Annotated in this window: 14 protein-coding genes; 2 read left to right on the top strand and 12 right to left on the bottom strand. The window is 69.9% G+C overall.

Annotated features, from left to right (window positions below; all coding sequences use genetic code 11):
* Positions 1–14 precede the first annotated feature (14 nt).
* Positions 15–926 (bottom strand): hydrogen peroxide-inducible genes activator, encoded by a 912-nt coding sequence (locus Q344_RS0114335; protein WP_028287345.1) that lies wholly within the window; start codon positions 924–926, stop codon positions 15–17.
* A 96-nt stretch (positions 927–1022) separates the two neighbouring features.
* On the opposite strand from Q344_RS0114335, the gene Q344_RS0114330 reads away from it, so the two are divergent.
* Entirely contained in the window at positions 1023–1988 is a 966-nt protein-coding gene (locus Q344_RS0114330; RefSeq protein WP_028287344.1) for a sodium-dependent bicarbonate transport family permease, read from the top strand.
* A gap of 21 nt (positions 1989–2009) precedes the next feature.
* Here Q344_RS0114330 and Q344_RS24030 read toward each other — a convergent pair whose 3' ends face one another.
* The 11 genes from Q344_RS24030 to Q344_RS24015 form a co-directional block, all read right to left on the bottom strand.
* Positions 2010–2768 carry a GntR family transcriptional regulator gene (locus Q344_RS24030; RefSeq protein WP_051630639.1) on the bottom strand — a complete coding sequence of 253 codons (759 nt, stop codon included), beginning with the start codon at positions 2766–2768 and terminating at the stop codon, positions 2010–2012.
* Between the two features lie 58 nt (positions 2769–2826).
* Entirely contained in the window at positions 2827–6090 is a 3264-nt protein-coding gene (locus Q344_RS0114320; RefSeq protein WP_028287343.1) for an acetyl-CoA carboxylase family protein, read from the bottom strand.
* Positions 6087–7793 carry an AMP-binding protein gene (locus Q344_RS26590; protein ID WP_036539253.1) on the bottom strand — a complete coding sequence of 569 codons (1707 nt, stop codon included), beginning with the start codon at positions 7791–7793 and terminating at the stop codon, positions 6087–6089. The genes Q344_RS0114320 and Q344_RS26590 overlap by 4 nt, the downstream gene beginning before the upstream one ends.
* A complete protein-coding gene (locus Q344_RS0114310) occupies positions 7790–9457 on the bottom strand; it encodes an AMP-binding protein (protein ID WP_028287342.1) in 1668 nt (555 codons plus the stop codon). Before Q344_RS0114310 ends, Q344_RS26590 begins: the two co-directional genes overlap by 4 nt.
* On the bottom strand, positions 9454–9681 hold the full coding sequence (locus tag Q344_RS0114305) for an acyl-CoA carboxylase biotin carboxyl carrier protein subunit (protein ID WP_028287341.1): 228 nt from the start codon (positions 9679–9681) through the stop codon (positions 9454–9456). Before Q344_RS0114305 ends, Q344_RS0114310 begins: the two co-directional genes overlap by 4 nt.
* A gap of 2 nt (positions 9682–9683) precedes the next feature.
* On the bottom strand, positions 9684–10568 hold the full coding sequence (locus Q344_RS0114300; RefSeq protein WP_028287340.1) for an ABC transporter permease: 885 nt from the start codon (positions 10566–10568) through the stop codon (positions 9684–9686).
* Positions 10565–11524: an ABC transporter permease gene (locus Q344_RS0114295; RefSeq protein WP_028287339.1), complete on the bottom strand. Its 960-nt coding sequence runs from the start codon at positions 11522–11524 to the stop codon at positions 10565–10567. Before Q344_RS0114295 ends, Q344_RS0114300 begins: the two co-directional genes overlap by 4 nt.
* 71 nt (positions 11525–11595) lie before the next feature.
* Positions 11596–13161, bottom strand: coding sequence for an ABC transporter substrate-binding protein (locus tag Q344_RS0114290; protein WP_036539250.1), 1566 nt, complete (start codon positions 13159–13161; stop codon positions 11596–11598).
* Positions 13162–13185: 24 nt separating this feature from the next.
* Positions 13186–14211 (bottom strand): ABC transporter ATP-binding protein, encoded by a 1026-nt coding sequence (locus tag Q344_RS0114285; RefSeq protein ID WP_028287337.1) that lies wholly within the window; start codon positions 14209–14211, stop codon positions 13186–13188.
* On the bottom strand, positions 14208–15212 hold the full coding sequence (locus tag Q344_RS24020) for an ABC transporter ATP-binding protein (RefSeq protein WP_036539249.1): 1005 nt from the start codon (positions 15210–15212) through the stop codon (positions 14208–14210). The genes Q344_RS0114285 and Q344_RS24020 overlap by 4 nt, the downstream gene beginning before the upstream one ends.
* Entirely contained in the window at positions 15209–16687 is a 1479-nt protein-coding gene (locus tag Q344_RS24015) for an acyl-CoA carboxylase subunit beta (RefSeq protein ID WP_229669219.1), read from the bottom strand. The genes Q344_RS24020 and Q344_RS24015 overlap by 4 nt, the downstream gene beginning before the upstream one ends.
* A 342-nt stretch (positions 16688–17029) precedes the next feature.
* On the opposite strand from Q344_RS24015, the gene Q344_RS0114270 reads away from it, so the two are divergent.
* On the top strand, positions 17030–18616 hold the full coding sequence (locus Q344_RS0114270) for a phospholipase D-like domain-containing protein (RefSeq protein WP_229669198.1): 1587 nt from the start codon (positions 17030–17032) through the stop codon (positions 18614–18616).
* The last annotated feature ends 106 nt before the right edge of the window (positions 18617–18722 follow it).

The raw sequence follows: 18722 nt of genomic DNA, 5'->3' as shown, positions 1-18722 counted from the left end.
CGCCGGCGGGGCCGTCACGCCGCGATGATGTCGAGCTCCAGCCGGTCCGCCGCGTCACGGAGCGTTCCCGCCAGCCGGTGCGCGAAGGACTCCGAGCGGTCCATCGGCAGCAGCAGGCTGATCCTTCGGTCCGCGTCGGGCATTTCCAGCGGCATCACCCGCACCTCGCTGCGGTGCACGCCCTGCCGCCGCGCGAAGAGGTCCGGCAGGATCCCGATCCCGGCCCCGGTCGCCGCCATCAGCACGATGGAATCGAGGCTCGTGCCCTCGTAATCGTCCGACACCATCGCCCCGCTCGCACCGGCGATGCCGTAGACGATCCGCGCCAGCCTGTGCCCGGTGTCCAGCGTCAGCAGCCGCTGCCCCGCCAGCTCCGCCGCGCCCAGCCGGTCGCGGTCGGCGAGCGGGTGATCATGGGCCACCGCGACCCAGAGCGGCTCCGTGAACAGCGGATGCTGAATGGTGTTCGGATGGTCCTCCGGCGTCGAGATGATCGCGTCGAAGCGCCCGTTCCGGATGCCTTCGTCCAGGCTGAGCGTGTTCTCCTCGCGCACGATGACGCGCAGGTCGGGCTCTTCCGCGTGCAGCGCCCGCACCGCCTGCGGCAGAAGGTAGGGGCCGATCGACGGCAGCACGCCAAGGCGCAGCCGTCCGCCGAAGGGCAGGTCCGAGCGCATCGTGGCGCGCAGCGCCTCGACCTCCGAGAGGATGCGGCGGGCGCGGGTCACGAACTCGAGCCCCCGCGCCGTGGTGCGCGCCCCGGCCCGTCCGCGCTCGAACAGGCGCACGCCGAGCTCCGCCTCGACGGCGGCGATCTGGTTCGAAAGGCTCGGCTGGCTGACGTTCAGAACCTCCGCCGCCAGCCCGAAACTGCGGAGCTGGTGAACGGCGACGACGTATTCCATCTGACGGAGCGTGGGCCGCATCCATATTCCCAGACTATCCTATATCTCTGATCTTTGTATTTAAGCTATGCGATGAAACCCGGCAACAGGCGCGTGACCTGACACGGAGTTCACGCGATGCCCATTTTCGACAGCCTCGTCGGCAACCTGATGGTTCCGACAATCCTCTTCTTCGTCCTCGGCCTGCTGGCCGCCGTCGCCCGCAGCGACCTGTCCATCCCCGAGGGGGCGGCGAAGATCATGTCGCTCTACCTGCTGCTCTCGATCGGCTTCAAGGGCGGCCACAGCCTGGCCGAGAACGGGCTTGGCGGCGATGTCTTCGCCGCGATCGGTGCCGGGCTGGCGCTGTCCTTCCTGATCCCCTTCGTGGCCTACGGCCTGCTGCGCCGGATGACGCGGCTCGATGCGCTGAACGCGGCGGCCGTCGCGGGCCATTACGGCTCGATCTCCATCGTGACCTTCGTCGCGGCATCGAGCCTGCTGGACCTGACCGGGATCGCGTCCGACGGCTACATGGTGGCGGTCGCCGCGGCGATGGAGGTGCCGGCGATCCTCTCCGCACTCTGGATCGCCCACCGGTTCGGACGCGGCGGCGCGGCGGGCCACGTCCCGGTGCGGGAGCTCTTCGCCAACGGCTCCATCGTCCTGCTGGTCGGCGCCTTCGCGATCGGCGCCGTGACGCAGGACCGGGGGATGGAGATGATCGCCCCCTTCGTGGTGACGCCCTTCACCGGGATCCTCTGCCTCTTCCTGCTCGACATGGGGCTGTCGGCGGGCCGCAGCCTGCTGCGCAACCGGCACCTGCTCAGCGCCGGGCTCTTCGCCTTCGGGCTGCTGATGCCCGTGGTCGGCGCCACGCTCGCCCTGGGGCTGGGCGCGCTGATCGGCCTGCAGACCGGCAGCCTGTTCCTGCTGATGGTGCTGGCGGCCTCGGCCTCCTACATCGCGGTGCCGGCGGCGATGAAGATCGCGCTGCCGCAGGCCGAGGCGGGGATCTACCTCACCCTCTCGCTGGGCGTGACGTTCCCGTTCAACGTGACGATCGGCCTGCCGCTCTATCTCTGGCTCGCCGGCCTGGTCTGAACCGCCCGCGGTCGGGGCCGGTCAGGCGAGGTTCTGCAGCACCCTGTCCCGGATCTCGTCCATCCAGGTCCGCAGGGAGGCCGCGGCCTCGGGCACCTGACCGGCGCGGACCAGCTCGACGGTGGCGTTCACCTGTGCGTATCGCGCCTGCCGCTCCTCGTGGGTCAGGCCGTCCTGCGGGGTCCGCCAGATCGCGGTCCAGAAGGTGTGCTCGTTCAGCTCCGTCCAGATCTCGCCGAGCAGGCGGTTCCCGCTGCCCGAGATCAGCGTGTAGACGATTCGCGTCAGCTGGAAGCTGAAGTCGAGCGGGCTGCACGCCGGGTCCTCGGCCATCCGCGCCAGCTGCGCGCGCCGGCGCTCGAGCTTGAGCAGAGTCGGGTCCTTCTCCTGCCGGGCGGCCCGGCGCGTCACCGTCTCGACCGCCATGGCGGCCAGCGCGTTCCGGACGTTGAAGAGGTCGGCGATCGAATCGAGCGTGATCGCCCGCACGAAGGCGCCGCGGCGGGGAATGATGTCGACGAGCCGCCGCTTCTCGAGGATGCGGATCGCCTCGCGCACGGGGCCGCGGCTGACCCGGTACATTTCGGCCAGCTTCTCCTCGCCCACGCGGTCGCCGGGGGCCAGCCGACCCTCGACGATCATCACGCCGCAGGTGTCGGCGATCTGCTCGGCGATGGTGCGCGGCCGCAGCCCGTGGCGGAAGCGGATCGCGCCGCCCGCCTCCTCGCCGGAGCTGCGTCCGCGCGGCCGGGAAATGGAGATGGCGAGGTTCCGTTTCACCTTTGAGCCCCTTTCTGCCCGACCCCGCGGCCGGGGTCGGCGGATGTGTTGCGCGATCCTACCACGTGTCGACGAAACCGCGGACGCCCCGCTCGGGACGCCGCGCGGCATTGGCCGCGCGCGCGATGTAGCCGCGGGTGTCCATCGGGTCTATCACGGCATCGATTTCGGTCGCAGTCGCAAAGTTCAGCGCCTTGCCGCGATCGTAGAGGTCGTCGAGCAGCTTCTGGTACAGCGCCTGCCGCTCCTCCGGGTCCTCGACCGCCTCGAGCTCGCGGCGGAAGCCCAGGTGCACGGCCCCTTCCAGACCCATCCCGCCGAATTCCCCGGTCGGCCAGGCGGCTGTCAGCACCGCCTCCTTGAAGCCGCCGGCGACCATCGCCATCGCGCCCAGCCCGTAGCCCTTGCGCAGGACGATGGCGTAGATCGGCACCTGCACCGCGGCGCCGGTGACGAACATGCGGCAGACCTTGCGCACGAGCCCCGTCTTCTCGGCCTCGGGGCCGACCATGAAGCCCGGCGTGTCGCAGAGCGAGATCACCGGCAGGCCATGCGCGTCGCAGAGCTGCAGGAAGCGCGAGGCCTTGCTGGCCGCGTCCCCGTCGATGGCCCCGCCCAGATGCTTGGGGTTGTTCGCGATCAGCCCGTAGGGCTTGCCCTCGATCCGGATCAGGGCGGTGACCATGCCGTCGCCCCAGTCGCGGCGCAGTTCCAGCACCGAGCCTTCGTCCGCCAGCGTGCCGATGACGTCGCGCACCTCGTAGACCCGCAGCCGGTTCTCGGGGATGGCGCGGCGCAGAAGCCGCTGGTCGGGGGCCGTCCAGTCCGTCACGGGGCCCTGGAAGTACGAGACGTATTGCCTGGCCACGGCGCAGGCCTCGGCCTCGTCCCTGACGCGGATGTCCACGTTGCCGTTCGCGGTCTGCACGTCGATCGGGCCGACCTCCTCGGGGCGGTAGGACCCGAGGCCGCCGCCCTCGATCATCGCCGGGCCCGCCATGCCGATATTGGCGTTCTCGGTCGCGATGATCACGTCGCAGCAGCCCAGAAGCGCCGCGTTCCCGGCGAAGCAGCGCCCGGCGGCCACACCCACCACGGGCACCTTGCCCGAGAGGCCCGCGAAGGCCGCGAAGCTGTGCCCGTCGAGCCCCGAGACGGTGACCCGGTCGGTGTCGCCCGGGCGCCCGCCGCCGCCTTCCGCGAAGAAGATCATCGGCAGCTTCTCGGAGGCCGCGAGCATGAAGATCCGGTCGAGCTTTCGGTGGTGCCGCTGGCCCTGCGTGCCCGCGAGCACGGTGTAATCGCCAAGCGCGAAGGCGCAGCGCGCGTCGGCCTCGCCCACGAGGTCGGTGTTCACCCGGCCCGTGCCGGTGAGGATGCCGTCGCCCGAGGTGTTGCGGATCAGGTCCTCGCGCGCGCGCCGCCCGCTCTGCGCGGCGATCGCAAGCTCGCCGTATTCGTTGAAGCTGCCGTCGTCGCAGAGATCGGCGAGGTTCTCGCGCGCCGTCCGCATCCCCAGCTTGTGGCGCTTGGCGACCGCCTCGGGGCGGCCCTCGTCGCGGCCGATCTTCACGCGGTCGAAGAGCTCCTGCAGATCGGGGCGCACGGCGTCGAGGTCGATCGCCTCTTCCGCCTGCGCCACGCTGTCGGGCCCGTCGCCGGGCGCGATCGACAGGATCGGCGCGCCGGACATCAGCGCGCCTCCCGGCGTTGCGAAGATGTTGCCGACCCGGCCCGAGACCGGCGCCTCGATCACGTGCTCCATCTTCATCGCCTCGAGCACCGCCAGAGGCTGGCCCTTGGCCACGACGTCGCCTTCGGCCACTCGGATGTCCACCAGGGTGGCCTGCATCGGGGCGGGGACCGAGGCCTCGCCGTCCGGCACATCCGCCACCGCCTCGCCTGCCTCGTCAGCCTCCGACGCCCCGAACCCGGGCTGCGCCAGCCCGGCCGCGGCCTCGGCCAGCGGGGCGTAGAGCGTCTCGATCAGGCGGGTCGAGACCTCGTAGCCGTCCAGCTCGGGCCGCGAGAGCAGCGCGCGCAGCCAGCCGATGTTGGTCTCGCACCCGGCGATGCGGAATTCCGACAGCGCCCGCAGCGTCCGCGCCCGCGCCGACGGCCAGTCGGCCCCGCGGGCGATGACCTTGGCCAGCAGCGAATCGTAGGCCGCCGAGGTGCGGTAGCCGGCATAGCCGAAACCGTCCACGCGGATGCCCGGCCCCGCGGGCGGGTCATAGGCGGTGAGCGTGCCGCCGGCGGGCCGGATGCCGCCCTCGCCGTCGATCCGCTCCATGTTCACGCGCGCCTGCACGGCCATGCCGCGCGGGGTCTCGGGCAGGGCCAGATCGGCCAGCGTGGCGCCCCGTGCGATGGCGATCTGCTGCGCCACGAGGTCGATGTCGAAGATCGCCTCGGTGATCGTGTGTTCGACCTGGATGCGGGGGTTGGCCTCGATGAAGAAGACCTCGCCGGTTCCGGTGTCCATCAGGAATTCGAAGGTGCCGAGGCTGCGGTAGCTGCCCGCGGCGGCCAGCGCCGCGGCGTGATCGGTGAGCGTCCGGCGCGTCGCACCGTCGAGATCCGGCGCGGGGGCGATCTCGATCACCTTCTGGTGGCGCCGCTGGAGCGTGCAGTCCCGCTCTCCCAGCGTCGCGACCGCACCCGTGCCGTCGCCGATCACCTGCACCTCGATATGCCGCGCGCTTTCGATGAAGCGTTCCGCATAGACGTTGCCGTCCCCGAAGGCGGCCTGCGCCTCGCGCTGCGCGGCCTCCAGCGCCTCCGCGACTCCATCGGCGCTGCGCACCACGCGCATGCCCCGGCCCCCGCCGCCCGCGACCGCCTTGAGGATCATCGCGGCGCCTTCGGGCAGGTCGGCGAAGAAGGCCTCGGCCGCCGCCCGGTCCACCGGGTCGCCGGTGCCGGGCACCGTCGGCACGCCATGTTCGGTCGCCAGTTTCCGCGCCGCCACCTTGTCGCCGTAGAGCCCGAGCGCGCGGGGCGTCGGCCCGACGAAGAGCATTCCCGCCGCCTCGACCGCCTCGGCGAAACCGGCGTTCTCGCTCAGGAACCCGTAGCCGGGATGCACGGCGTCGGCGCCCGCGGCCTTCGCCGCCGCCACCACCGCATCGACGTCGAGATAGGCGCGCGCCCCGCGGCCCGGCAGAACCTCCGCCCGGTCGGCGCGCAGCACGTGGAGCGAGGCCGCGTCGTCCTCGGGATGGATGGCCACGGTCTCGATCCCGGCGTCGGCGGCGGTGCGGATGATGCGGAGCGCGATCTCGCCCCGGTTGGCGATGAGCAGTCGGTTCAAAGTCTTCACGCAGTCGGTTCCTTGGTTTCGACCCACTTGGCCAGCTCGGCCTTGCGGACCTTGTTCGTTGCGGTCATCGGCAGCGCCTCGACCAGCCGGATTTCGGGGAGCTTGTACTTCGACACCCGGTCCGAGAGCCATTCCGTCAGCGCCTCGGCCGTCAGCCCCGGGTCCGAGGGCATCACGAAGGCCACCGGGATCTGCCCGGCATGGGCATCGCTGCGCCCGACGACGCCCGAGCCGCCGACGCCGGGATGCTTGCCCAGCACCGCCTCGAGCTCGGCCGGGAAGACGGACATGCCGCGGACCTTCAGCATCTCCTTGCGGCGCCCGAGGTAGTGCAGGAACCCCATCTCGTCGATCACGCCGATGTCGCCGGAATGCAGGAAGCCGTTGCGGATCGCCTCGGCGGTGGCATCGGGGCGCTGCCAGTAGCCCTTGAGCATCGCCGGCGAGCGGATGGTGATCTCGCCCTCCTCGCCCAGGGGAACGGGCCGGCCGCTGTCGAAATCGCGGATGACGATCTCGTTGCCCGGCAGCGGAAGGCCGACGAAGACGGGGCGCTGCCTGAGGTCGAAATCGTCCTCCTGCATCGCGGTGGTGAAGGTGTTGGAGGTGTGCGTCTCGGTCATCCCCCACGAGGATTCCGCCAGCACGGTGCCGGTCAGACCCTTCCAGCGCGCGCGGATGTCGGCGTCGAGCTTCTTGATGAAGCTGACCACCCGGACCCGGCGCAGCGACGAGAGGTCGTAATCGCCGAAATCCGAGCGGTTCATCAGCTCGACCGCGCCGTCCACCACGAAGGCGGTCGTGGTGACGCGGTAGCGCTGGATCGCCTGCAGCACGCCCAGCGGGTCCCAGCGGGTGAGCAGCACCAGCGGCTCGCCGGTCATCACCGGGAAGATCAGCGCCGCGTTCTCGCCCGCGATCCAGAACTCCGGCATGAAGGACAGCGTCACGCCCTCCATCCGGCCGGTGGTGACGGACCAGTTGGCCGCGCCGGTGAAGACCATGTCGCGCTGCGTGTGGATGCAGCCCTTGGGCATCCCGGTCGTGCCGCCGGTGAAGTTTAGCGCGGCGATGGCGTCGAGGGTGGAATGGTCCACCGGATCGGCCGGCATCCGCTCGAGCGCGGGCAGCAGCGCCGTCGTGCCCGGGCAGTCGCGCGGCGCCGTGGCGACGGAGGCCGGCAGGTGGAAGGCCGGCTGCTCGGGCAGAACCTCGGCCAGCGCGGTCGAGAAGACCGTCAGCCCGTCCTCCGTCGCGCCCGTCTCCTCGACCACCGGCACCAGCGTGTCGAGCGTCACGAGCGCGCGGGCCCCGGTGTCCTTCAGCACGAAATCCAGCTCGTCCGGGGTCGAGAGCGGCGAGACCGGCACATGCACCATCCCGGCCCGCAGGATGCCGTAGAAGGCGATGTGGAACTGCGGGCAGTTGGGCAGGAAGACCGCCACGCGATCGCCGGGCACAAGGCCGCTCTCGGCCAGAAGGTGCGCGCAGCGGTTGGCCCGGTCGTCGAGCGCTTCCCAGCTGGTTTCGGCCCCGTAGTAGACGATGGCGGTGTCCGCCGGCCGCGTGGCCGCCCAGTGGGCGACGTGGCGCGTCAGGGTGATCTCGCCCAGCGGATATTCGATCTCGCGCGGGACGGCCGCGGGCCAGTGCCGGGCCTGCACCGCGGCGAGGTCCTCAAGGTAGCCGGTGTCGTCGGTCATGCGCGCTCCTCCCTTTCCCCAAGCTCGGCCATCAGCGCGGCGCGGAGCTTGTACTTTTCTATCTTCGAGGTCGGTGTCACCGGAAGGGCGGCGACGAACCGGATGTACTGCGGCTGCATGTAGCGGGGCATGGCCGCCTGCGCATGCGCGCGCACCGCCGCCTCGTCCAGCGTCCTGCCCGCCTCCAGCTCCAGGAAGACGGCGATGTCGTCCTCCTCTCCGGCGCGGGCGGGCACCGGGATCGCCGCGGCGGCGCGCACCTCCGGCAGGCGCAGCATCGCGCTTTCCACCTCGAACGAGCTCACGTTCTCGCCGCGGACGCGGAAGAAGCCGCCCATCCGGTCGACGAAGGCATGGAGGTCGCTTTCGGCGTCGATCCGGCGGATCGCGTCGCCGGTGTGGAACCAGCAGTTCCGCAGCACCTTCGCGGTGGCCTCGGGCTTGTTGATGTATTCCTGCAGGATCAGGCCGGGAAAGCGCGGGCGCAGGCAGAACTGGCCCGGCTGCCCCTCGGCGACGGGGCTGTCCTCGTCATCCAGCACCGCGACCTCGAACAGCGGGGACGGCGCGCCCATCAGGCCCTTGGGCAGGTCGGTTGCGCCGTCGAAGAGGGGGCGGCCGAGCGCGCGGGCGGTGGCCCGGTAGTCGTCCTTGGACAGGCCCTTCCACAGCGCCGCGGGCGTGGCCTGCCGGTCCGGAAACTCGTCGATGATGGCCGAGAAGCTCGACCCGCTCTCGGTCTGGCCGAAGCCCACGGTCATGAAGTCGATGCCGAAGCGTTCGGCGAAGGCGTGGTGGCGCGGCGTATACGGCTGGATGTGGATCTTGTTCAGCGTGTTGGCGGAATCGTCGGGCCGCTCGGGCTGCGACATGACATGCGGGACCATGACGTCGAGCAGCGTGGTGACCGAGGCGCCGAGGCTGGCGATCCGGTCCCAGTAGGTGGTGGCCGAGAACCGGTCCCAGAGCCCGCAGCTCGCCCCCAGCCACGCGGCCCGGGCGAGCAGGCTGAAGGCGCCGCCGACGTGGTAGAGCGGCAGGTCGCAATGCATGACGTCCTCGGCCGTGTTCAGGACGCGGGGGTTGAAGCAATACTGGTTGATCCAGCGGTGGCCCAGCTTCACGCCCTTGGCCGGCCCGGTGGTGCCGGAGGTGTAGATCAGCGCGGCCGGGCTGAACGGGCCGAGCGCGACGCGCGGCACGGTATCGCCTTCCGGCGCCTCGACGTCGCCGCCCGGCCCGACGAGCACGAAGTCCGGCATCCCGGCCCGCTGCGCGGCGATCGCGGCCACCCCCGCCGCATCGGCGATCAGCACCTTCGGCGCGGTGTCGGCAAGCTGGTAGGTCAGGAAATCGCCCGTCAGGTTGTAGTTGACCGGCGCGAAGACCCCGCCCGCGCGCCAGATGGCGAACATCGCGACCGCCGTGGTCAGCGCGTCGCGGGAATGGACCGCCACATGGTCGCCCGGCGCCACGCCGAGCGCGGCAAGTCCGGCCGCCATCGCGTCGGCCCGGTCGCGGAACGCGGCGTAGCTCAGACCCGTGTCGCTGTCGCCGTGATGGACGAAGAGCTTGTCGGGCCGGTCCTCGGCGTGGCGGTCGAGGCGGTCGAGCACCACGTCGCCGTCTTGGATCATCCGGTCGAAGATCGCCTGCGGGGTCATGCGCCGACCTCCACCACCGCGACCACGGCGTCTTCCGCCACCTCGTCCTCTTCCGCCACGAGCAGGCGGAGCAGCCTGCCCGCGGCCTCGGCCGCAACCGGGATCTCCATCTTCATCGCCTCGACGATCAGGATCGTCTCGCCCTCGGCCACGGCCTCGCCCGGGGTCCTGAGGATTTTCCAGACGCGCCCGGTGACATCGGTTCTGATCTGCTGTTCGGCCATGCTCACCTCCGCGCCGTGGGATCGAGCGCCTCGCGCAGGGATTCCCCCACCGTGTTGAAGGCCAGCGCGGTCACCAGGATGGCAAGCCCGGGGGCGTAGATCTGCGCGGGCGCGATCTGCGCGTAGATATAGGCCCGGGCGATCATCGACCCCCAGGACGGATCGGGCGGCTGCATCCCGAGCCCGAGGAAGCTGAGCGAGGCCTCGGCCAGCAGCGCCACGGCCATCAGCAGCGTCATCTGCACCAGCACCGGCTGGATCGCGTTCGGCAGGATATGCCGCCCGAGGATCGTCGCCGTCGAGGCCCCGAAGCAGCGCGCGGCGTCGACGTAGAGCTCCTGCTTCAGCACCAGCGTCCGCGCGCGGGCCAGCCGGGCGAGCTGCGGCGCGAAGACGATCCCGACCGAGAGCATGGCATTGGTCAGCCCGATGCCCAGCACGCCGGTCACCGCGATGGCCAGCACGATGGCCGGGAACGACAGGAAGGTGTCGAGGATCCGGCTGATCACCTCGTCGGTCCAGCCGCCGGCATAGCCCGCGATCAGCCCCACCGGGATCCCGATGACCGAGGCGACCCCGACCGCGAGGAAGGCCGCGTAGACCGAAGCCGAGGCGCCGTGGATCAGCCGGGAGAAGACGTCGCGGCCCAGGTCGTCGGTGCCCAGCCAATGGGCGGCCGAGGGCGCCTCGAGCATGGCGCCGTAATCCTGCAGCGTGGGGTCGTAGGGGGCGATCCAGTCGGCGAAGATGGCGCAGAGCACGATGCCGATCAGGACCGCGAGCCCGATGGCCGCGACCGGATCGTCCATCATCCAGTAGCGGAACCGGGTCGGAAAGCCGTCGCGGTCGATCTTGGCCGCGGGCGTGCTGGTCGTCGCGTCGGTCATTGCTGGCTGATCCTGGGATCGAGGACGGAATAGAGCATGTCGGTCACGAGGTTCACGGTGATGACGGTCAGCACCATGGCCAGCACCGCGCCCTGCACGACGGGGAAATCGCGTTGCAGCGTCGCGTTGACGATGGTGTTGCCCATGCCGGGGATGGCGAAGACCACCTCGACCACGACGGTCGCGGCGAGGGTCCGGTTCACGAGCAGCGAGATCACGGTGAGCAGGTTGACCGACACGTTGCGCAGCCCGTGCTTCCAGAGGATCGAGCGGAAGGGCAGGCCCTTGGCGTGCAGGGTGCGGAAATGCTGGGACTGGAGGATCTCGACCAGCGAGGAGCGGAGCTGGCGCGAGACCTCGGCGACGCCCGACGCCGCCAGCGCGACGGCCGGGAGCGTGGCATACCAGATCGCGCGGAGCGGGTCCTCGAAGGGCGAGACGAAGCCCGTGGCGGGGAACCATGTCCGGTTCAGCGCGAAGGCGACCACGAAGATCATCGCGATCCAGAAGTTCGGCAGCGCGACCCCGATGGAGGACAGGAGCATCACCATCCGGTCGGCGAGCCCTCCGGCCCGGGCGGCGGCGAGGATGCCGAGCGGCACGCCGAGGACGATCGAGATCAGGATCGCGTAGCAGACGATGAAGAGCGTGTTCGGAAAGACCCGGGCCAGCGTGGTCGTCACCTCTTCGCCGGACAGCAGGGAGGACGAGAGATCGCCCTGCAGCGCGTTCCAGGCCCAGGTCGCGTATTGGATCAGCAGCGGCTTATCGAGCCCGTAGTTCTGGCGGATCTCCGCGATCCGCTCGGCGCTCGCATTCTCGCCCGCCAGCGTGATCGCCACGTCGCCCGGCAGCAGCTTGAGCAGCATGAAGACCGAGAAGGTCGCGAGGATCAGCACCGGGACCGTCTGAAGCAGGCGGCGCGTCAGCATCCGGCGTTGAAGGGGGTTCAGCATCACGTCGTCCTATGGGTCGGGGACGGCCCGGGCGCCGTGGCGCCCGGGACCGGAAGCGGGGCTGCGGGAGCTCAGCCCAGCTTCACATCGCGGAACTTGGGCTTGCCCAGCAGGTTCGCGACGAAGTCGGTGACGGCCTCGCCGGTCGCGTCCACCTCGTAGCGGATCGACAGCGGGATCGAGAGATGCGCCTCCATCGCGATGTCCTGCACCCGGGCCAGCGCAGCGGCGCGGTCGGCCTGGTCGGTGGATTCGCGGCTGGCCTGCAGCGCCTCCATGTAGCCTTCGGGCGGCGTGACGCGCCCGGGGTTGTAGTAGGACTCCTCGCTGTAGAGCAGCGCGTAGGTCAGGCTGGGATCCGGCCGCCCGGTCCAGGCCGAGAGCAGCAGGTCGCCCGCCTTCTCCTCGCCGAAGAAGGCACCCGCGACTTCCGCAATCGGGGCATTGCGGAAGCGGCCGGTGACGCCGATCTTCTTCCACTGGGCCATCAGCACTTCCTGCCGCTGCACCGACGCCTGGTCGGGATAGCCGCGGAAATCGAGCTCCAGCCCGTCGCCGTAACCCGCTTCCTCCAAGAGGCGCCTGGCTTCCTCGGGGTCGTGGTAGACGTGCTTCGACGCCGCCTCGGACCAGGCCCAGTGGGCCTGCGGCAGGTTCATCGTCGCGACCTCGCCGACACCCGCCTGGGTGGCGGCGACATAGGCCTCGCGGTCGATGGCCAGCGACAGGGCCCGGCGGACGCGGACGTCCTGCAGCGCGCCGCGGGCGGAGTTCACGTAGAGCTGGTAGATGTAGAGCGTGGGCCCCGAGACCAGTGTCAGGTTCGGCATCTTGTCGATGAGCTGCTGCTGCCGCTCGTCGAGCTGGTAGGCGATGTTCACCTGGCCGGACTGGATGGCGCGCAGGCCGGTCGCCGTCTCGGGGATGATGACGAATTCGACATTGTCCACGCCCGGCACGCCCTCGCGCCAGTGATCCTCGAAGCGCGAGCCGGTGATCTTCTCGCCGTCGGTCCAGCTGCCGAAGGTCCAGGGCCCGGTGCCGACCGGTTCGCGTTCGACCGTCGCCTCGGGATCGTTGCCGAGCGCGTCGGGCGAGATCATCATCCCCGCCCGGTCCGACAGGATCAGCGGCAGCGCGGTGTCGGGCGCGGAAAGGGTCAGCGTCACGGTCAGCTCGTCCGTCGCCTCGACCTCGGCGATGTTGGCGACGTCGCTCTTGATGTTCGAGACGCCCGCGGTGCGGGCCCGGTCGAGGTTGAACTTCACCGCCTCGGCGTTGAAGGGCGAGCCGTCGTGGAAGGTCACGCCCTCCTGCAGCTTCAACACGAGCGTCTTCGGCTCGGGGAACTCCCAGCTTGCCGCCAGACCCGGTTTCGGCGCCAGCGTCTCGGGCTCCCAGTCCACGAGCGTGTCGTAGAAATTGTAGAGATAGACGTGGTCCGACCCGGCACCGCCGGTGGCGGGATCGAGGCTCGACGGATTGGCGTTGCCGCGGATCTTCAGCACGTTGCCGTCCTGCGCGAAGGCACCGCGCGGCAGCAGGCCCGCGGCCGCCACACCGGCCATTCCGGCCAGCACCTGGCGGCGGCGCAGCGGCGGCAGCGCGTTGATCGTCTGGGTTCGGGTCTTCCTCATGACTTTTCTCCTCCCTGGATATCGTCAGTCAGTTGGGGGCCGCCGGTCCGCGGGCTGCGGCGGCAGCCCCTCCGGCGTCGTATGGTGGCAGGCGACGTGGTGCCCGGGCCGCAGCTCGCGCCACTCCGGGTCCTTTTCGGCACAAAGCGCCGTCGCCCAGGGGCAGCGGGTGTGGAACCGGCAGCCCGAGGGCGGGTTGGCGGGCGAGGGAATGTCGCCCTCGAGCACCATGCGCTTGCGGTGCCGCAGCTCGGGCGGCAGCGGCTGAGGCTCCGCCGAGAGGAGCGCGACCGTGTAGGGATGCAGCGAGCGGTCGATGATGTCGTCCGTCCCGCCGAGTTCGACGAAGCGGCCGAGATAGGTGACGGCGATCCGGTCGCTGATCTGCGCCACGACCGAGATGTCATGCGCGATGAAGGCATAGGCGAGGCCGAGCTCCTTCTGCACCTCGCGGAAGAGGTTCAGCACCTCGCCCCGGATCGACACGTCGAGCGCCGCGACCACCTCGTCGCAGACCACGAGCTTCGGATCGAGCGGCAGGATCCGGGCGATGTTCACCCGCTGCTTCTGCCCGCCCGACAGCTCGTGCCGGTAGCGCTGCGCCATGTCGCGGCGCAGGCCGACCTTCTCGAGACTCTCGAGCGCGATGTCCCGCATCTCGGCGGCCGAGCGTCCGCCGGCGATCTTCATCGGCTCGACGAGGCTCTGGAGGATGGTCATCCGCGGGTTCAGCGCCGCGTCCGGATCCTGGAAGATCATCTGGAAGGCGCGCCGTCGCGCCCGCCATTCGCGCCGCGACATCGACGCGCTGCTGCGGCCGTCGAAGACCAGCTCTCCGTCGCTGGGCTCCAGCAGGCCGACGAGGGTCCGGCCGATGGTGGATTTGCCCGAGCCGCTCTCGCCGATGATCCCGAGGGTCTCGCCCTGGGAAATGGAGAAGCTGACGCCGTCGACGGCCCGGACCTCGGACCCGCTGTCGAGGCTCGGGAAGCGGACGGAGAGGTCCGAGACCTCGATCACGGGGGTGCGGGCTGCCTGTGGCGTGGTCATGCCGGGCTCCTCTCGACCGCGCCGTCGAGGTCGAGCGCCTCGGCCCGGATGCACCGGACCCGCCGCCCCGGCTCGATCTCGCGCAGCACCTGCGGCTCGGCGCAGGCCGAGGCGGCATGCGGGCAGCGCGCGGCAAACCGGCAGCCGCGGGGCATGGCGTTCGGCGCCGGCACCCGGCCGGGAATATAGGCGAACTGCCCGCGCTCCCGGTTGAAATGCGGCAGCGAGCGCAGCAGGCCCGAGGTATAGGGATGCTTCGGCGCGCGCAGGGCGTCGTCCACCGGCGCGTCCTCGACGATCTCGCCCGCGTACATCGTGATCATGCGCTGGCAGGTCTCGGCCACCACGCCCAGGTCATGGGTGATGAAGAGAAGCGCCGTGCCGGTGCGCTCCGAGAGGTCGCGCAGCAGGTCCATGATCTGCGCCTGGATCGTGACGTCGAGCGCCGTGGTCGGTTCGTCCGCGATGATGAGGTCGGGCTTGTTGATCAGCGCCATCGCGATCATCACCCGCTGCCGCATCCCGCCCGAGAGCTGATGCGGATATTCGCCGTAGCGCCGCTCCGGCGCGGGGATGCCCACGTCCGCCAGGGCCTGCACCACGCGGGCCTTCTCCTCGGCCCGCGGCAGGGTCTCGTGCAGGCGCAGGGCCTCTCCGAGCTGTTCGCCGACGGGGAAGACGGGGTCGAGCGCGCTCATCGGTTCCTGGAAGATCATCGCGATCTTCTTGCCGCGCATCCGCCGGACCTGCGCGGCGGAGGCCCGCGCCATGTCCGCGCCGTCGAGCGTGACGGTCCCGCCGATCTGCGCCGTGGCGGGCAGCAGGCGCATCAGGGCAAGGCCCGTCACCGACTTGCCGCAGCCGGATTCGCCGACCAGGCCCACCCGCTCGCCGCGCGCGATCGAGAAATTCACGTCGCGCAGGATCCGGAGCGGCGGCTGGCCGCGCCGGCCGGTGAAGCCGAGCGTCAGGTCGCGGACCTCGAGCAGGGGCGCGCTCATGGCCGATACCTCGCCGCGGGCGCGTCGCGCAGGTTCCGCCGGTAGGCGAGATGCGCGAACTCGACGAGATGCGCGCGGGTCTCGGCCGGGTCGATGATCTCCTCCACGCCGAAGGCCTCGGCGGTGCGGAAGGGCGAGCGCAGCGCCTCCAGCCGGGCGACGATCTCGGCCATCGCCGCCTCGCGGTCCTCGGCGGCGTCCAGTTCGGAGCGGTAAGCCGCCTCGATCCCGCCTTCTAGGGGGATCGAGCCCCAGTCGCCCGAGGGCCAGGCGATCCGATGGCGGTAGCCGTCGGGGTTCATGTGCCCCGCCCCGGCCACCCCGAAGCACTTGCGGATGATGATGCCCATCACCGGCACGGTGGCGCGGTAGATGGCGGCAAGCGTCCGGGCCCCGCGCCGGATGGTGCCCGCGGATTCGGCATCGGGCCCGATCATGAAGCCGGGGATGTCGACGAAGTGCAGCACCGGCAGACGGAACGTCTCGGCGAAGTCGAGGAAGCGGGTGACCTTGTCGCAGGTGTCCGCCGACCAGCCGCCGCCGTAGATGTTGGGGTCGGAGGCCAGCACGGCGACCGGCTTGCCGTCCACCCGGGCCAGCGCGGTGATCGTCGCACGCCCGAACTTCGGCGCCATTTCCAAGCGGCTGCCCGGATCGAGCACCCGGTCCAGCAGGTGACGCATCCGGTAGGTGTGCCGCCGCTCGGCCGGGACCATGTCGCGCAGCGCCGAGTCCGGGGCGACCGTGACCGGAGCGGTTTCGGGCAGCGCCTCGCCCGCCGCGCTCGGCAGAAAGGAGAGGAACCGCCGCGCCGCGTCGAAGGCGGCATCCTCGGTGTCGACGACCAGGTCGGCGGCGCCGGAGCGTTCGTGCACATCCGCCCCGCCCAGCCGGTCCTTGTCGGTGTCGATCCCGATGCGCTTCACCACCGGCGGGCCCGCGATGAACATGTGCGAGGTCCCCCGCACCATCACCGTGAGGTGCGACGAGACCGCCCGCGCCGCGGCGATCCCGGCGACCGAGCCCAGCACCAGCGAGACGACCGGCACCGTTTCGAGATTGCGGATGACCGAGCCCCAGGCCGGATTCGCGGGAACATAGGTGCGGCCCATGGCCTCGACCGTGCGGACCGAGCCGCCGGTGCCGTCGATCAGGCGGACAAGCGGCAGGCGGAGCGAATGGGCCATCGCCTCGGCCTGCACGACCTTCTCGCGGATCGAGGCATCGGCCGCCCCGCCGCGCACCGTGAAATCGTCGGCGGTGACCACCACGTCGCGGCCGTCGATCCGGGCCCGGCCGAAGATGAAGTTCGCGGGGGAGAAGTCTGTCAAAGCGCCATCGGCAGCGTAAACCGCGACGCCACTGATGCTGCCGACTTCGCGAAAGCTGGACTCGTCGCATAGACGGGCAATGCGGGCACGTGCGTCCAGCTTGCCGCGGGCGTGATGCCGGGCGACCTTCTCGGCACCGCCCATCTCTCGCGCCAAACCCGCACGCCGACGCAGTTCAGCCAGATGGCTGCTGTCGCTCATTGTCTCCTCCCAAACAACCTACCGGCCGTTAAGGGAACCTGCATCGTAACGTCGTAAATTGTCAACAAAGAACAATCCGGAGGAAGCGGGAAAGGATGGGTGTCGTTTCGCCCCGGCAAGGTCCGCTCATGCTGGCCCGATACGGCTGGCTGTATTGGGGCCAGAGCGCGGGGGAAGAGGCTCCCGTGCGCTCCGAAAGAGGTTCGGGATGCCGACGGAGGGTCGGAATTGCGTGCCGCTTCGCAGGGGTGTCGCCGCTTCCGGTCCCGAGCCGACCTCCGCGAGATGTCGGATCGGCAGTCGCGCTTCGCCGAACCGGACTTTCATGACATCGCGCATCCCTATACCATCCAGGGTGACACACCGTCCCGAACGCGATCGCGGCGGCCCTTTCACGCCAAGCTCGGGACTGCCATGAGCGATACACCCCTTCTGGAACCCGGCGAAACCTGCTGGCGCATCGAGCGCGCCGACAGCTTGCGGGTCATCTTCGATGGCGCCGACTTCTTCCGGACGGCGAAGCGCGCCATGCTCGATGCCCGGCAGACCATCCTGATGATCGGATGGGATTTCGACACACGCATCGAGTTCGAGCCCGATGGCGCGACGATGGAGGGACCGAACGTTCTGGGGCCCTTCATAAGCTGGATGGTCGAGACCCGCGGGGACGTGGATTTCTACATGCTCAAATGGGACCTGGGAATGTTCCAGGCCCTGGGGCGCGGCATGGTGCCGATGGCGCTCAGGCCGATCAGGGCGGCGGGCAACTTCCATTTCAAGTTCGATACCCAGCACCCGGCCGGCGCCGCGCATCATTCGAAGATCATCGTGATCGACGACCAGGTGGTCTTCTGCGGCGGCATCGACATGACCGCCGGTCGTTGGGACACCTCCGAGCATCTCGATGACCAGCCGCATCGCCACATGCCCGGCAAGAGCATCCCGTCCAAGCCCTGGCACGACGTGACGACCGTCGCCTCGGGTCCGATCGCCGCCGCGCTCGGTGATCTGGCGAGGGAGCGATGGCATCGGGCCACGGGCGCCCGGCTTCCCGTCCCCGAGCCCGGTGACACCATTTGGCCGGGCGAGGAGCCCACATTCACCGACATTCCTGTCGCCGTGGCGCGGACCTACCCGGAGTACAAGGACAATCCCGAAGTCCGCGAGATCGAATCCCTCTACATCCGGGCCATCGCGGCGGCGCGCCACACGCTTTACATCGAGACCCAATATCTCGCCTCTGCCACCATCGCGCGCGCGATGGCGCAGCGCCTGTCGGACCCCGAAGGGCCGGAGATCGTGGTGATCCTTCCCGAGACGTCCGAAGGCTGGCTCGGGCAGAAAGCGATGGACGGCGCACGCGAGAAGGTGTTGCGCCATCTCTGGGCGAAAGACCGGCATGGCCGCTTCCATGCCTACTACCCGGTCACGAAAGGCGGCGCGTCGATCTATGTCCATGCCAAGGTCATGGTGGTGGACGACCAGCTGCTACGGATCGGGTCGTCTAACCTCAACAACCGGTCCATGGGGTTTGACACCGAATCCGACGTCGCGATCGAGGCGGCCGCCTGTCCGGATCCGGCAGCCGTGGCGGAGCGCTTCCGCAACCTGCGGAACGATCTGGTGGCCGAGCATCTGGACGTTGATCGAGACACGCTTGATGCCGAAATCGAGGACGTCGGTCTTGCTGGCGCGATCGAGAGGTTGCGAGGAGAGGGCAAGAGCCTGCGACCCTTCACCCGCGGCGAAATCTCGGACGACGACAGCGTCATCGCCGAGAACGACCTGCTCGATCCCGAAGGGATTGAAGGAGGATTCGGCACGCGCCTGGTCACCGGCATCCAGGACTTCATCCGCGAATGGAGAAGGTGAGAGGAAGGGGAGGCGTCCCGCCGGATCTGCCCTCGATTCCCCGCCGGTCGGGATGCGGTGAACTGCGGATACCCACGCCGCCCCGCGTCGGGTCGCTGTGCGTGGT

This window comes from Pseudooceanicola nanhaiensis DSM 18065 (genome assembly GCF_000688295.1).
Classification (GTDB): Bacteria; Pseudomonadota; Alphaproteobacteria; order Rhodobacterales; family Rhodobacteraceae; genus Pseudooceanicola; species Pseudooceanicola nanhaiensis.
Note: the sequence above shows the minus strand (reverse complement) of the source record. Positions and strands in the feature narration are given on the sequence as shown.